This is a genomic window from Bartonella sp. HY038, assembly GCF_014117425.1.
GTDB lineage: Bacteria > Pseudomonadota > Alphaproteobacteria > Rhizobiales > Rhizobiaceae > HY038.
This window is the reverse complement of the sequence record NZ_CP059725.1, coordinates 3,028,809-3,045,000: the sequence shown is the minus strand read 5'-3', so window position 1 is coordinate 3,045,000 and position 16,192 is coordinate 3,028,809. Positions and strand designations below refer to the sequence as shown.

Below are 16,192 nucleotides of genomic sequence, written 5' to 3'. Positions count from 1 at the left end.
GGGAGGTGCGAATAACCTTTGATCCGTAGATCTCCGAATGGGGGAACCCACCTTTGATGGCTAGAAAAGTTAAGTTGTTCAGCAATGGACTGCTTAGGTTTCTAGCTATCTTTAAAAAGGTATCTACATCTGAATAAAATAGGGTGTAAGAAGCGAACGCAGGGAACTGAAACATCTAAGTACCTGTAGGAAAGGACATCAAACGAGACTCCGTTAGTAGTGGCGAGCGAACGCGGACCAGGCCAGTGGCTTAAATGAGAAAAGTGGAATAAGTTGGAAAGCTTAACCAAAGTGGGTGATAGTCCCGTACACGTAAATTGATTTTAAGTCCTAGAGTAGGGCGGGACACGTGAAATCCTGTCTGAACATGGGTAGACCACTATCCAAGCCTAAGTACTCGTGCATGACCGATAGTGAACCAGTACCGTGAGGGAAAGGTGAAAAGCACCCCGACGAGGGGAGTGAAATAGATCCTGAAACCGAATGCCTACAAACAGTCGGAGCCCAAGATTAGTTCTGGGTGACGGCGTACCTTTTGTATAATGGGTCAGCGACTTAGTCTGACGAGCAAGCTTAAACCGATAGGTGTAGGCGTAGCGAAAGCGAGTCTGAACAGGGCGTTCAGTTCGTCGGATTAGACCCGAAACCGAGTGATCTAGCCATGAGCAGGCTGAAGGTAAGGTAACACTTACTGGAGGGCCGAACCCATATCTGTTGCAATAGATCGGGATGACTTGTGGCTAGGGGTGAAAGGCCAATCAAACTCGGAAATAGCTGGTTCTCCGCGAAATCTATTTAGGTAGAGCGTTAGTTTTATTCTCCAGGGGGTAGAGCACTGGATGGGCTAGGGGTCCTCACCGGATTACCAAACCTAACCAAACTCCGAATACCTGGAAGAACTGACTAGCAGACACACGGCGGGTGCTAACGTCCGTCGTGGAGAGGGAAACAACCCTGACCACCATCTAAGGTCCCCAAGTTATGGCTAAGTGGGAAAGGATGTGAGGATCCCAAAACAACCAGGATGTTGGCTTAGAAGCAGCCATCATTTAAAGAAAGCGTAACAGCTCACTGGTCTAAATAAGGGTCTTTGCGCCGAAAATGTAACGGGGCTAAAGCCATACACCGAAGATGTGGATTTACACGTAAGTGTAAGTGGTAGCGGAGCGTTCCATAAGCCTGTGAAGGGATACCCGTGAGGGATCCTGGAGGTATTGGAAGTGAGAATGCTGACATGAGTAACGATAAAGGGAGTGAGAGACTCCCTCGCCGAAAGTCCAAGGGTTCCTGCTTAAAGTTAATCTGAGCAGGGTGAGCCGGCCCCTAAGACGAGGCCGAAAGGCGTAGTCGATGGGAACCACGTTAATATTCGTGGGCCTGTGGGAAGTGACGGATTGCGTAAATTGTATCATCTTATTGGATTGATGATGCAGTGAAGCAGTTCCAGGAAATAGCTCCCACATTATAGACCGTACCCGAAACCGACACAGGTGGACCGGTAGAGAATACCAAGGCGCTTGAGAGAACTATGTTGAAGGAACTCGGCAAATTGCACGCGTAACTTCGGAAGAAGCGTGACCCTTTAGCGGGCAACCGTTAGGGGGTGGCACAGACCAGGGGGTAGCGACTGTTTACCAAAAACACAGGGCTCTGCGAAGTCGCAAGACGACGTATAGGGTCTGACGCCTGCCCGGTGCTGGAAGGTTAAGAGGAGATGTGCAAGCATTGAATTGAAGCCCCAGTAAACGGCGGCCGTAACTATAACGGTCCTAAGGTAGCGAAATTCCTTGTCGGGTAAGTTCCGACCTGCACGAATGGCGTAACGACTTCCCCGCTGTCTCCAACATAGACTCAGTGAAATTGAATTCCCCGTGAAGATGCGGGGTTCCTGCGGTTAGACGGAAAGACCCCGTGCACCTTTACTATAGCTTTACACTGGCATTCGTGTCGACATGTGTAGGATAGGTGGTAGACTTTGAAGCAGTGGCGCCAGCCATTGTGGAGTCTTCCTTGAAATACCACCCTTATCTACATGGATGTCTAACTGCGTTCCGTTATCCGGAACCAGGACCGTGTATGGTGGGTAGTTTGACTGGGGCGGTCGCCTCCTAAAGAGTAACGGAGGCGCGCGATGGTGGGCTCAGAACGGTCGGAAATCGTTCGCTGAGTGCAATGGCATAAGCCTGCCTGACTGTAAGACTGACAAGTCGAGCAGAGTCGAAAGACGGTCATAGTGATCCGGTGGTCCCGTGTGGAAGGGCCATCGCTCAACGGATAAAAGGTACGCCGGGGATAACAGGCTGATGACCCCCAAGAGTCCATATCGACGGGGTTGTTTGGCACCTCGATGTCGACTCATCGCATCCTGGGGCTGGAGCAGGTCCCAAGGGTATGGCTGTTCGCCATTTAAAGCGGTACGTGAGTTGGGTTCAGAACGTCGTGAGACAGTTCGGTCCCTATCTGCCGTGGGTGTAGGAATATTGATAGGATCTGTCCCTAGTACGAGAGGACCGGGATGGACGTATCTCTGGTGGACCTGTTGTGGCGCCAGCCGCATAGCAGGGTAGCTATATACGGAAGGGATAACCGCTGAAGGCATCTAAGCGGGAAACCCACCTAAAAACGAGTATTCCCATGAGAACCGTGGAAGACGACCACGTTGATAGGTCAGGTGTGGAAGTGTGGTAACACATGAAGCTTACTGATACTAATCGTTCAATCGGCTTGATCGTTCCCATTACCTATATCCAGTTAATAAAAAAGCAGAAAAATCAAAACCAGCTTCAATTCGTTCATGCCTTTCGCCGACCTGGTGGTTATGGCGGAGCGGCTGCACCCGATCCCATTCCGAACTCGGCCGTGAAACGCTCCAGCGCCAATGGTACTTTGTCTTAAGACACGGGAGAGTAGGTCGCTGCCAGGTCTGCAAAATGCATGTATGAATATTTTCTCTTCACCATCAAACAAATCAATTTGTCTAGCTGATAAATCCCAAGCAATATAAGCCCTATAGCTTAAATCATTCCTTGGAAAAAAGACACAAAATCAAGATAATAACGCTTCCTAAAAGCATGACATTATTTTAAAAATGTGCCTTAATATCAGATACTCCTTCACAACATACCGGTCGTGAAGAAGTAAACAAAACCCTTGACGCGGGGTGGAGCAGCCCGGTAGCTCGTCAGGCTCATAACCTGAAGGTCGTAGGTTCAAATCCTGCCCCCGCAACCAATAAAACCCATCAGCAAAATAATAGACACATTGATAATGTTTATATCTTATAGTTACAAAATGTGGCTTTCGACGGTTGACGGTGATAATGCGCGTTATTTTATAATAACGTCAAAATGGCTTCGTGTTAACATTGATTGGCGCTGAGGTGCTGGTATGTATCTAAATGCTAAAAAACCAACCATAACATCAACGTCGGCAGTGAAAATCAACACTGCGCAAGAAAACCTGACAAGAATCCAAGAAAAATATCAGCTTTATATACAATAGCCGCAACTGAGGCGGTTTCTGGCGTTGAAAAAACTACGCTTAATACTGTTTAAGGCCCTGCGATGTTAAGCCGACTAGTATTTAGGATTTTTAGTTTAATAGCTCCACCCAAATATTTATTTGCCTAATAAACTACCCAGATTTAAAAACAGTTTAAACGACCCGTGATTATCTTAATATGGTGCAGGTGGGCGTTTTTTACGAGATATTTTTAGGTTAGATAACGGCATTTCAAAACTCAATTTAGCAGGGTGTTTTTCTTTCCTTTTCTTTTCTTCTATAGCAATTGCAAAAGACACATATAAGATCGCCATACGAGCTATTTGCATGATGCGTATTGCTTTAGTTTCAAGCTCGTCGCTGCCGATGGTAATACCCAAGATTCTATCTCGTGTTTCTGGTGACATGAATGGCTTTGCCCAGCCTTCTATGACACGCAGATATGAATGTTCAAGTGCATTGCGAATGGTGTGCAAATCTTGGGCGTCAGCTGATGTGGTTGCATTAATATCTTCATCAAATAATTCTTTTGATAACCAAAATAGCCCACGTAAAGGCAAGTTATCTAATTTTTTAAATTGCGGTAAAAGATGTTTTTTATTTTCCACCATCCAAATATTTTTAAAACCTATTCTGTCGAGTTTTTTATTTAAAGCCCAATAGTGATTAACCAAATAAGCAATTTTATCCAATAGGGAATATGCAATACGAAAGGCAAAGCCCGCTAACAAAGAAATTTTCCTTAAAACATATAAAGTTAATCATTGAATTCAGGACACCTGACAAATATTCGGAGGCTTGCATTGTAGTTTTACAGCGTATTGGAATTATTTGGGCAATAATTTATCAAGCTAGTGGAAAGATTAATGATGTAATCTTTAATATGATTTGCAAAAATGTAGAGTAAGAAAGCATCATAACTTTTCCATCATCGTTGCCTTATGACTAAATCAACCCAAGGCAAACTACAACAGCAAAATTAAGTAAACTTGCACGATAAGAAGCCTATGCTGATGCCATGTCTGAATTGACTGCGAAATACCGTTAACATAAGTTACTTTTTTAAAACGGGGGTAAAAACTTGTAGCAATGAGCCATATTGTTGGTAAGAGCGCACATGCACAATTATAATATTGGTCGGGTATATCTTGTCGATTGTGCCGTTAATTTTTAAGTTTTCATACAAGCTGTCGATCATGAAACCGAATTTATAGGTCGTATTGTTTAAACAGTTTTCTCTTTTTATAGAGAAATAGAGGGTTAATATTTAAACTAGTCATGGTTGACCGAATGAGTTTAAGTCAATTCGCCTAAAAAAATTTTACGGCAAAGAAATTCTTCGCATCAGGTATGTCTGCTTGCTATTTTAATGTAAGACTACTTTAAGTTTAGACATTAAGCTTATTCTCTTTCAGTTCGGCGGAGAATTTGTCTTTTAAAGAATCTTGTTGCTGCAGGTTGAGCTTTTAGATTTGTAGCGTCTAAGATCATATACTAAGGTTTTACGTCATCTCTAGCCATTGAAGCAAGTTGCAATTAAGCACGCCCAACTGCTTCCAGTGGATGAGTGCGCTATAACATGTTTTACTCAAAAAAATTGTCAAGACCTATTTTAGTTCACTGCGAGCCATGCTTCTTATTAAAGGCAATCCTGATGATAACTTGCTTACTGACAATACGCTTCCACCAATGATGCAATAGAAAATAAGACGATATCTACGAATTTGTTTTTTGCCTAATAAAACGATGTGTTAACTTGTAATCTCTTTAGCAACGATAATTATTTTGAAATTATATAAATTAATTTAATAGCAAATAAGCATAATTTTAGGGATTTTTATATAAGAAATAATATAGTTAAATTCCTATTGAATACAAATTAATACATTTTTATTGACACAGTGGGTGTTAAGGATAGTATTAATTCTTGCTCCATCAAAAAAATCTACTTTGGTTCTAAAAATCAATAACAATTGTTGTGATTATATGATCCTGCTTGATAAGTGCAGGATATTAGGAGAATAATGATGAACCCAATATTGCTGTTACCTAAACAATTACAAGATCAAGATATCGCTTTTACTTTTTGGATGAAAAAAGCGCCAGATAATAAGTTTGTGGTCACTGCTTTTGCTGTAGATGAAGCGATTTTTGGTATGACCAAGATAGAAGTCATGCTGTCATCAAAGGATGATGATATTGATTTGCAGATGCTTATGGATAGTGCCGGTACATTGACCGTTCATCATAAATATCTTGAAACACCCCGTCATTTTTCTGGAGTTGTTGTAGAGGCAGAACGTGATGATAAGGGGCATCATAGAACTAGTTACCGTTTAGTTCTTATGCCCTCACTCTATCGTTTAAACTATGCCTCTGATTGTCGTATTTTCAAGCAAAGTTTAGTTACTGATATTGTCAAAGAAATATTTTCTGATCATGGCATCGAAAATGTGATCTGGAGCGTTGAAGAGGCTAAACACGAATTGCGTGAATATTGCGTGCAATATCGTGAGAGTCATCTCGCTTTTGTCGAACGGATCCTGGCGGAAGAGGGAATATTCTATTACTTCCATCATGGTATGGAAGGGCAGTTGAATGTTGTTTTCACCGATCGCGCTCAAGTTCTCTCGGATAGTCCTGAACAGAAGACATTGGCATATAATGCACTTGCCTCTGGTGTGGTGAAGGGGGTGTATTGCTCATCTTTAAGCTATCGCGAGAAGCTCACCTCGACCACAATGGTGCAACGTGATTATACATTTCGCAATCCTGAATATTCTCAAGAGCATAAGGAAAAGACATCAACATCCAATGGTGAGAAAAAAGACTATGAGCTTTATGTTTATCCTGGCCGTTATAAGAAAGATGCTGTGGGTAAGCCCTTTACCCGATATAGATTGGAAGCAAAGCGTGTTGATGCTTCCCTTGGTTATGGTGTTTCTAATGCCCCCATCTTTTGACTGGGCATGCTGTTACAATAACAGAACATCCTGACAATAAACTTAACCAGAAATGGCGTCTGCTCAGCATTCGTCATGAAGGAGTTCAGCCACAAGCATTGTCAGAAGACGCACAGGGAATTACATCAGCAGCGACAAGCGTTGTTACACCAGGATTATTGGGTGCCGAGCATTCTGGTCTTGCCTTTAGCATGACGAATTCAAAAAGTCCCAATCTTCTTAACCAAGCTCTAAACCCTTGCAAGAATCTTGTTTTTCAATCGGCAGTCAACCAAGATGTAACGCTAGCGACGCTTTATGCAAATGCATTTACGGCTCAACCCTCCAATCTCCCGTACCGTCCACCGCAGATGGTGAAGCCACTGATTGATGGCCCACAGATTGCCATTGTTGTTGGGCCACCGGAAGAAGAAATACTCACTGATCAATATGGTCGTGTTAAAGTTCACTTCCCATGGGATAGGCACAAAAAACTCAAGGCCGAAGATTCATCATGTTGGATTCGTGTTTCACAAGCATGGGGTGGTGGTGAATATGGTAACTTATCTATTCCCCGTGTTGGTCATGAAGTAGTTGTTGATTTTTTGGACGGTGATCCCGATCAGCCACTTATTATAGGACGTACTTATCATGAAATGAATGTCGCACCTTACAAGTTGCCCGACCATAAAACCAAGACGGTAATTCGATCAGACAGTCATAAGGGGGATGGTGGATTTAACGAATTATCGTTTGAAGATGAAAGGGGGCAAGAAAATATGTTTCTTCATGCTGAGAAAGACCAAACAATTAAGATCAAGAATAATCAGATGCAGCGAATTGATGCTAATGCTATTCAAAATATTGGTGAAAACCAAGCGATAGAAGTAGGTAACAACGTCAACCAACAAGTTGGCGGCGGCATGAATATGGTTGTTGGTGCGATCGGAGGCGCAGCAACGGGGATTCTTGGCAAAGTATTGCTAGGGCTTATGGGACAATCTGCTGAGTTACTTCAACAAGGCATAGCGATTGCGGCGAAGACGAATGTTGCAAAATCCGATATTGGCTCAAATAGTGGTGAAAAAATTATCACAGCCTTTACCGATAGTGTAGAAGCTTTCTCACAAACAACTTCGGAATTTAGTCGTCTTCTTTCTGCTGGTGGAGTTGTTGGGAGGATGGCAACCATTGCACAAGGTTTTGATCAAGCGCGTTCTGTTGCTAATAATGACAAACAACATAACTTACGTTCATCTGGTGGCGAAGCAATGGCAAGTGCAGGTAGCAATATTGCGCAATCTGTAGATTGCATGGTTGGTGGCGGGATTTTCAATCAGCTTGTTTCTAAAATCACTAACCAGACAGCTGGTTTTGCCTCAACCGAACAAGTAGGACAAGTTAAAGTGACAACTGTTGGACAGGTTCATTCCGAACAAGTTGGCAATACAAGACAAATGTTTGTTGGTGAAAAATTTATTCTTTCTGTCGGCAAAGATAAAGATACAGAAGAGCCAATGGCCGAGTTGATATTAGATAGTAAAGGCAAGGTCACTTTACGCGGTGCCGAGTTTGATTTTGTCGCGACTGGACCAATAAAAATTGAGGGTAGTCCAATTAATTTGAATGAATAGGGATAGGATTTAAAAATGCCCCCAGCTCATAGAAAAGGCGATATTGGATCAGGACATGGATGCCATTATCCACCATCCGTTGCTAATAGTGGCAGCCCTAATGTTTTTGTTAATGGACGTCCGCTAATGCGCGTTGATGACACATATACGCCACATGCTTGCAATATATGCCCATCGGCTTCCCATGGACGTAAAGCATCTGTCGGTTCACGTTCGGTCTTCGTCAATGGTAAGGTTGCTGTACGTATTGGTGATGCTATTGATTGCGGTGGGGTTGCTCAAAATGGGTCGAAGAATGTAAATATTGGTAATAAAAATGGCACCGATGCAAATACATGCCAATATCAAGCGAAAAAAGAAGCATCACCGATGCAAAAAGGATAGTGATGATGGAAGCGGTAGGTAATTCCATATTAGAAGAATTAAAATCATATGTACATTCTGCCTTAAACGATGAGAATACACGTGTTTTTTTTCTATAGATGGCTCGTGTTTTCCATCCCTCCCAGAGCAATTAACTAAATATAATATTGCACATCGCCCACTCTATAAAAACAACGGAAATCTTAGTGTAGTTATTGGTGGTCCTTGGATTGTAACACCATACATGCCGCTCTTTGGGATAGCAAATCTCGATGAGAATATTTTATTAAAATTAGAAGCAGATATATCACTCGAAGAAAAAGCTTTGATTCTTGCATCACATATGGATGAGGCAATAAAACGAGGAGATCCAAATGGTGGCGGCCTCCTTCAAGTTGAAAATTTTTATGATATTAATTCAGCTTATCAGCAAGCTATGAATTTTTTAAATATATTACCAGAGCTAACGGGTATTGTTATTTGGATTGGTGATCAATCCGCAACGTGGGATAAATTATATGATCATTTGCGACGTTTAAATCGCATCTGGATACCTAAGAAATTTATAAGGCGTTCATTGGTAAAAGAGTTAGCTAAATCAGCGCCTACAGTTTATGGGAATTTTAATCAAGAATATCTCGATTTTGTCCTATTCAGACATTCAGATGCTAATGTATTAGCCCAAATGTTACCTTCATTAGAACCAATCAAAAAAAACGCTTTATTGGAGGGTTTCAAGAAGTGTGTTTTTGTCCAAGTTATCCTTGGGGACAAGAAATTATGAGGATGAAAAATTCTCCTAATGTTGATTCTGCAAATAGCAATATTCCACTTTTCCTTTCCATTAATGATATGGAGGCAATGGAAAAAAAAGATTTGAAGCCATTAACCAAATATTTTCTCAAAAATTAAAACAGGAATATACAGAAACATTAAAATCAACTAATGAGAAAGAGCTTTTTCAAAAGGTACATGATTATAGTTACTCAGGTTATCATGTTTACGGGTTTAAAGAAAGTAATTACTTATACCAATATATTGCGATGCATATTTTATATGAAAAGGATATTATCGCTGATGTTGAAGCCAATTTTCTTATTCGAGCAAAAGATATATTTGTTGGTGATAAACTATTAAAACTACGTTTGCGTTATCCTTTATCAAAAGGAGACATTGAATGAGTTCCGATTATCCTATTATAATATACAGACATGAAGATGATGAGGATTATACTCCAGGGCGTGGAGGTTCAGGTCCTCTTTTCCCACGCGAACTTCACCCAGGAACTGCAACCTCTAATACTCCCAGTGAGTTAGAAATAAATATGGGGCATGTGATTACATGCAGACATTCTTGCGAAGATATTTTTAAGGAGGCTAATCGTGCTGTAAAAAATGCTGAAACGATTAGTAATCCTAGGAAGCGAAATAGCACTATCAACAACCATTATGCTAATTTATATGAGGCAGGTATATATGGTGATAGTCGTATTTTACCTAGCCCGCCTTCAGGAGGTCGTTTCGCATCACCTAATTATTGGTCGGGTATGGCTGCTATTGTTTCATTTCAACTTGGCTGCATGATGGCATATTCTGAAGGGGTATTTGCGTCAAAAATATCGACAAAATGGATGCAGGATCTGTTAGATGAGGCAAATTTAGGTATTTTTAAAAAATGTATCCACCGATGCTCATACTTTCAAAATGCGGATATGATCGTTATTTGGAATGTATTAAAAAACTAGAAGAAACGGGTGATGAGCAATATAAGACTTATATCGATTTAAAACCTGCTATAGAAAAAATGAGAGACGGTGACTTTAGAAATGCCGCAGATTTTATCATTGGGTATGAACAAAAAGAAATTAATCAGCGTTATTATGATGAAAACCCTTGGGCATTTAGAACGATAAGAACTGGAGGGTTTATGACACAGAAAAAGCATATACCTGTTACAATAGAATGCAACTCTAATAAAAAACCTGTAACATTTAACGGCAATTTGACCGATTATAACGATAGGATACAATATTTTTGGGATCTCATGAATGCTTGGAATGGCTTACTAAGGTAAATACCAATGCTTTTTTCAAACAGAAGAAAATTTATATGCAGTAGTGTCGGCCTAGCTGCCGTTGGCTATGCCGGCTTCAAATTGTCGACTTATAAGGAGCTTGTTAACATGGATTTAAAAATTCAAATTCTCCAAAAATTTCGCGATTTTTTTATCTCAAACAATATTAATCCAGAGCCTTTCTTAATTAATAGCAGGGATGGAATGGATCTTCCGGATTATAGAAGTGGATTTTCTTTTCCTATGCGGAATAAAGACGGAAAAAAGATGACCTATTCTCCAAAACTTGTAAATGGAAAAGCACTTTATCTCCCAGAAGCACGGGAAGTAAATTTGGATACAATAGCAGGGTATATTACAAGTTTTCTAATTTATCTTCCAGTTAAAAATCTCGATTTTAATGAAGCTTTGGCTATAGCAAATGAATGTGCTGCACGGTTTTCAACAGCAGGTTCAGAACCTGTTTATATCAACACACGTAAATTGACCGAAAGTGTTTTGGCAGAAACAAGCTTTTATAGTGCAACACATTCAATATGGCGATGCCCTATTCAGGGCATTCGTGAAAACACCTATTATGATTGTGAAATTAATATTCTCTCATCAAAAGTATCCGTTGCTTCTACATTGCCACCAGCAGCGGCAATTGTTACGGGGATTAATGCCAATGAAACAGTTTATATGTTAAAATTAAAAGGTCAAATTCCTTCGCCACTTCGTGCGGAATTGAGTCTACTCTCTAGAATTCGTCGTGGTGGCCCTGAGTTAGATATGCAATTAAGAAATTGGTATGATGACCCAAATTGGCGTCCTGAAGGATGGGATGGAAAGTTTATTTAAAATATAAAAACAAATTCTTGATTTTTAGATAAGCTGTACGAATATAGATATTTCAGTTTATCTAGAGGATTTAATATTTTTCTTAATGGTGCTCAACATTTACATTGTGTTTATGTTTCTAAACGATCTTTTCACTTGGGTGAAATTATTTGTTTAAGCAGTTTACTTTCATTGTATATCAAGCACATTTGGCAGGAATAATGCATTTTGCTATATATCCATTTCCGCTACAATCTTCCGCCTTGATCTGGCGCTGAATGGCAAAATGTAACTATGGCGAAACGCAATTTGTACAACTAGAATTAAGCGAGATATAAGACGACCTTTACATGCAATTATCGTCACAATCTATGCTTGCCCCACGCAGTCAATTAAATCTATCTATCGGCAAAGTAGGAATTTATTATAGCCCTAGAGCAAATTTATACGTCCTGTTTAGCATTGCCTACACCTATGTCATAGGATGAGAATAAATTATCAACCACTGCCTCTAAATCAAATTGTTAGTCATATGGGATACCGTTGCAAATATAACCCGTTTATACGACTTGGAAAAGGTTCCCAATCATAAAACTCATATAGCGATAAGATTGGAATTTGTATGATGGTGTGAGGGGTGTTGATGTTAATCTATGATGTAAGGTGCTAATAATGGTCTTTATTATTTTGGCTGCGAGCGATGCTCATTCTTCTATGCTTGAAACTTTAAATTTTACATTTTTAAATTCAATGACAAGTTTGCCCATTGCAAAGCAAAGTTCGTGGCAAAGGTGATCGTCATGCCAAGCGAATTTATGGGTTAACAAGTCCGATAAATCACCATTACCTTCTATTTTATATTGTAAAACATCTTCATAGAAGATATCAATGATTTGGTCATGATAGGCTCCTAAAAGGGATAGTTGCAGATTGACGGGTTCAAACTTTCGTTGCAACAGATCTTTTGTTTTGCCATAGTTTATATTTAACGATACCAGCCATGCATCGTGTAAAGATGTATGGCTATCGGGGTCATAAAACCAAAGATCTGTTATGTATTGAAATGTTTCATCATCAATTTCACTTCGAAACTTCTTTAAGTTTTCAATATCGGCTATATAGTTCCACATGGTTCAACTTTGCTGTTTTAATTTAGAAGCTTGTTTTTTTCTGCCAGTCAGGATCAAAGCCCGTTCCGCTTGCAGCAATGGCGTGATAATCGGCTAGAGTTTCAACTAATAAGACTGGTGGCACGTCTTTTAACGCAATTACCTCTGCGGTATGATAATCATTACCCGAGCCATCGGCAAAACTCAAATGTGTGATAGCGGTGGGCATATTGGTTTCAGGTAGTGGGCTGCCAGTAAAATAAATCTGGGCAACCAGATTAACGCTAGGATAACGCCGCCGATAACTGTAAAAGTACCCATATTCCTCAATGGTACCGCGTTCGTAACCATAGCTATATGCAGCTTTTTGTAGTTGAATGCTATCAATCATATAGCCTTTGCGATCATCAATTTCGTTAAGCTCTTCCAGTTCATCAGGGATTATCGGTAAGTCGACGCGTAGTTGTTTAAAAGCAGGTTTTATTTCATAATCTGATAAATGTTTGCGCCAAGCTGCAGCTTCCTGCTCACCTACCAGATTAGCATGAGCAAGTTTAATTGCTGTAAAATCTGTTAATGTTATTTCAGCATCATTAACGCCCGTAAAACTGCCATCATCAAGTGGGCGAAATATGATTTGCTGCTTTCTTTCCTGATTTACGCCGATCCAAATCAGTTTTGTAACAATATGCCTCATGATAGGATGATTGAAAATATAGGTTTGCCAATCAGCAGTTGACCAAAGACGCTCAAAGCACATAGCTTCAAAAAGCCGGGCAGTTTGAAAGGTGAAAACTTGTTTCAATTCCTTTTTTGCATCGATTATAAATTTCTTTGCTTCGGTTATAAGATCTATATCATCCTTATTATCGCCCTTGGCATTGGGTAAAGATTTCACCTCCTTGCCTTCATCGTTTAACAAGATAAGAGCACCGCTTTGGTTAAGCTTTAGTTTAAAAATTCGCCCATTTCCACATTCAAGCTCCGCCTCGCCATTTTCATCAAGCCCTGCGGTTGGAATGGTGCGCTCGGCTAGCTCTTCAAGCGTCCAACCATTTTTATCAGCGATCTCTTCTGCTGCTTGTTTGGCATAATCTTGAACACTTTGTTGCTTGGTGCGATTAGCCGTATTTACAACAACTTGAATGGCGGCAGGCGAGCGATTTTTTACCAATATATCGATAATCGCTTTAGCTTGGGAAACACGCTTGCTATGCTTTTTAAGATAATTTGCACCTAAATTAGCAATATCAGTGCCTTTAACTCTTGTTGTCAGCGCTAGAATACCCTTAGCATCAGCACCACTATTTTTATAATTGCCTTTTTCCGTTTGACGAATTTTTTCAAACAGCAAATCATCAGATAAGTAAGAAAAGCGATTATAATGTGTGTAATGATTGGCGAAAATAGTTATATGCATTTGACGCATTTTTATAATTTCAGCCGCTAAAATATTGGCTTCATCACCACCATATGTCGGTGTATCATAAGCAAACCAAGCTTGTGCTATAAATAGTCCAAATTGGTTCGCATCCTCTGGCTTTAGTTGATCTAGCCAAAGATCCATCATGGCATTGCCCTTTGGCTGCTTTAATTTTGCTGCTAATGTTACCCACCATTGCAAAATTATTGGGTCAACTATATCACCATTTTTCCAATGGGCTTGTGGAATTTGGTCAAATGGAAACCATTCAAGAGTTTTAATTTTTGTTTTGGCTAAGCCGTTATTTGCCTCAAGTAATAATATTTTAGGCGCAAGAAAATTTGAAATATCAACCTTTAATTGCTCAAGGGCGCTTAGAAACGCTGCACGTACAATCTCATGCTTTTCTTTCTTTAGAAAGGCTTTTAATGCTGGAATTTCGCTCTTAGCATCGCGACTTGCAAGCCAAGCAGCAGCACTTGCGCGCACATTTTGTTGCCCATCTTGTAATAATTTTGCTATTGCCAGATTAAGTTTTGGCATACCATTAAGCAATTCACGTGATAGCAATTTTGTTGGTTTTTTAATGACCGAATTGCTTACACCTTGCCCAGTTGCGATCATCGTTAATACGGTTGCATAACGCATGGGAATTTGTGGTAGCATTTTTAATAGAAGAAGCGCATTTTCAACAAAATACTGCTTTTGGTCTTGTATTGGGGCTAGCCCTAAGGCCTGGTCTAAAAGCGCAGCATTATCCATTATCATTGGCCAAAATGCATCTTTGCTAGTTTTTTGGATATAGTCCTGCAATTGATTAAAATATTGCTGTTTACTATATTTATTGGCTAAACATATTTCGATAATGGTGGGGGATTGCCATTGTTGCACGATGATACGATCAAAAGCGCGCCAGTCACCAATTTCTTTTATTTTACTTATCAGCGCCTTATTGATTATTTTGTGTTCAATACGGGTGGAAAAAAAATAATTAGGAAAATTGGAAATTGTACTTTTCCAGAATATTAAAATCTGAAACAAGGATAAAGAAGGATCACAAATGCATTGCTCCAACGCTTTGCGGCCTTGGCGATCTCGTAATAATATGCTGATAAGATAACTCAGTGGCTGGCCTTCAAAATCACCACCATTCATAATATGCTCAAATTCGCTGAGATATTTATCGCAGTCTATGACGTAACTGGTAGTTTTATTGTAGTTGTTAATTACCTCAGCAAAGTCTTGATAATATTTCTTATCAATTTTGCTAAAGTCGCGTTGTTTTTCTATATTGTCAAAGGCACAAGGTAGGGCTGATATCTTCGTTCCATCAAGGGCTTTATAGGACAATTGACCGTTGATAGCTTGCTCATCTTCCGTAGTATTATTGATATTTAAAAAGGAAAGCTGTTGTTCAAGGGTAGATTTGGGCTTGGTGCTGTGTTCATCATTAAGCCAAAGCTTTAATATTTCAATTGCTCGATATTCGAAAATGGCAATTGTTGCCATGATTAAAAGAATGCGTTTGGTGCTCGATTGTGTTGGATATAATAATAGTAACTTGTCCTTAATTAAAGTTTTATTGGCGCTAGCAAGCGCTAAAATCGCAATATTACGATTTTTTTTAGCACCATTCATTGTTTCATGGATTAAAATATCTAAATAGTCATCAGCAAGATGAAGTTGGCGGGCGATATTTAAAAATTGGGATAATTTTTCAGGATTAGCTTGGCTTATCAGCGGTGCTAACACATGCCTTTGATCATGAAACCATTGTTCGATACCCGTAAATGCGTAAGTTAAATTTTCAAAGCCATAGCAATAATATTGGGTTAAGAGGATATCGAGAATATCGGCAGATGAAACACCACTTAACTGGGCTAATTCAAGAAATCGCGGAGCAGTTAGGAAATAATTTTCATGGCATTGGTCAATAACATAACTAGAGTGACGACTGCACAAAAGCAGGGCAAGATTGATAGTGTAACGCCAAAAAAATGGCGAGTCTGTTGTGCCACATAGAGCATAAAACGCATTTTGTTCTGATGTTAAATTTGCTAAAATTTTTGCCAATCTAACATAAGCTAAGGGCTGCCATTTATATCCCAAAGCTGATAGAAGTGGGCGACGGCCATCAAAAAATTCAATAAAATCCAATTGGTTTTGTTGTGCTAGTGTTATGATTTGTTCTTCATTTTTTCCAGTTTCAATATAATCACAAAACTCTAAGATGAGTTTTTTGTTTAAAATGTTTAACGCTTTAAAATAACGCATCATATGCTGGCGTCTAATTTTTATCTCATATTGATTATTGCTCATATCAACCCC

At 39.8% G+C, this 16,192-nt stretch carries 10 protein-coding genes, 1 tRNA gene and 2 rRNA genes (1 of these 13 running past the window's edge); 10 read left to right on the top strand and 3 right to left on the bottom strand.

Translation table 11 applies throughout. The features are described from left to right. The 3 genes from H3299_RS13090 to H3299_RS13080 all read left to right on the top strand — a co-directional run. Positions 1-2,732: ribosomal RNA gene (locus H3299_RS13090) — 23S ribosomal RNA — on the top strand; it begins 81 nt to the left of the window's first position. Between the two features lie 76 nt (positions 2,733-2,808). Next, a 5S ribosomal RNA gene (gene rrf, locus H3299_RS13085) occupies positions 2,809-2,923 on the top strand. Positions 2,924-3,154: 231 nt separating this feature from the next. Continuing rightward, positions 3,155-3,231 (top strand) — tRNA-Met (locus H3299_RS13080). A 443-nt stretch (positions 3,232-3,674) separates the two neighbouring features. On the opposite strand, the gene H3299_RS13075 is transcribed toward H3299_RS13080, so the two are convergent. After that, a complete protein-coding gene (locus H3299_RS13075; protein WP_256434229.1) occupies positions 3,675-4,232 on the bottom strand; it encodes an LA2681 family HEPN domain-containing protein in 558 nt (185 codons plus the stop codon). Positions 4,233-5,525: 1,293 nt separating this feature from the next. Between H3299_RS13075 and tssI (H3299_RS13070) the strand changes: the two genes are divergently transcribed. The 7 genes from tssI (H3299_RS13070) (at position 5,526) to H3299_RS13040 (ending at position 11,353) form a co-directional block, all read left to right on the top strand. Continuing rightward, positions 5,526-6,464, top strand: coding sequence for a type VI secretion system tip protein TssI/VgrG (tssI, locus tag H3299_RS13070; RefSeq protein ID WP_182418077.1), 939 nt, complete (start codon positions 5,526-5,528; stop codon positions 6,462-6,464). Beyond that, the gene (gene tssI / locus H3299_RS13065) at positions 6,461-8,077 is read left to right on the top strand and encodes a type VI secretion system tip protein TssI/VgrG (protein ID WP_210276108.1); all 1,617 of its coding nucleotides are present in this window, start codon (positions 6,461-6,463) and stop codon (positions 8,075-8,077) included. Before tssI (H3299_RS13070) ends, tssI (H3299_RS13065) begins: the two co-directional genes overlap by 4 nt. Positions 8,078-8,092: 15 nt before the next feature. Continuing rightward, positions 8,093-8,461, top strand: coding sequence for a PAAR domain-containing protein (locus tag H3299_RS13060; protein WP_182418076.1), 369 nt, complete (start codon positions 8,093-8,095; stop codon positions 8,459-8,461). Positions 8,462-8,684: 223 nt separating this feature from the next. Beyond that, entirely contained in the window at positions 8,685-9,224 is a 540-nt protein-coding gene (locus tag H3299_RS13055; protein ID WP_182418075.1) for a hypothetical protein, read from the top strand. A gap of 393 nt (positions 9,225-9,617) precedes the next feature. Beyond that, complete coding sequence (locus H3299_RS13050; RefSeq protein ID WP_182418074.1) at positions 9,618-10,184, top strand: DUF2515 family protein; 567 nt, start codon at positions 9,618-9,620, stop codon at positions 10,182-10,184. Continuing rightward, entirely contained in the window at positions 10,163-10,513 is a 351-nt protein-coding gene (locus tag H3299_RS13045) for a hypothetical protein (protein ID WP_182418073.1), read from the top strand. Before H3299_RS13050 ends, H3299_RS13045 begins: the two co-directional genes overlap by 22 nt. 108 nt (positions 10,514-10,621) lie before the next feature. Next, positions 10,622-11,353, top strand: a complete 732-nt coding sequence (locus H3299_RS13040; protein ID WP_182418072.1) for a hypothetical protein — start codon at positions 10,622-10,624, stop codon at positions 11,351-11,353. A 683-nt stretch (positions 11,354-12,036) separates the two neighbouring features. Here H3299_RS13040 and H3299_RS13035 read toward each other — a convergent pair. After that, positions 12,037-12,462, bottom strand: coding sequence for a hypothetical protein (locus H3299_RS13035; protein WP_182418071.1), 426 nt, complete (start codon positions 12,460-12,462; stop codon positions 12,037-12,039). Positions 12,463-12,484: 22 nt separating this feature from the next. Further along, positions 12,485-16,183, bottom strand: a complete 3,699-nt coding sequence (locus tag H3299_RS13030; protein WP_182418070.1) for a DUF4132 domain-containing protein — start codon at positions 16,181-16,183, stop codon at positions 12,485-12,487. Positions 16,184-16,192 lie beyond the last annotated feature (9 nt).

What these genes read in the sequence shown, in the direction of transcription:
- H3299_RS13055 (WP_182418075.1), top strand. Translation starts at nt 8,685, where the DNA reads ATGCCGCTCTTTGGGATAGCAAATCTCGATGAGAATATTTTATTAAAA.
- H3299_RS13040 (WP_182418072.1), top strand. Translation starts at nt 10,622, where the DNA reads ATGGATTTAAAAATTCAAATTCTCCAAAAATTTCGCGATTTTTTTATC.
- H3299_RS13030 (WP_182418070.1), bottom strand. Translation starts at nt 16,183, where the DNA reads ATGAGCAATAATCAATATGAGATAAAAATTAGACGCCAGCATATGATG.
- H3299_RS13050 (WP_182418074.1), top strand. Translation starts at nt 9,618, where the DNA reads ATGAGTTCCGATTATCCTATTATAATATACAGACATGAAGATGATGAG.
- tssI (WP_182418077.1), top strand. Translation starts at nt 5,526, where the DNA reads ATGATGAACCCAATATTGCTGTTACCTAAACAATTACAAGATCAAGAT.
- H3299_RS13060 (WP_182418076.1), top strand. Translation starts at nt 8,093, where the DNA reads ATGCCCCCAGCTCATAGAAAAGGCGATATTGGATCAGGACATGGATGC.
- H3299_RS13035 (WP_182418071.1), bottom strand. Translation starts at nt 12,462, where the DNA reads ATGTGGAACTATATAGCCGATATTGAAAACTTAAAGAAGTTTCGAAGT.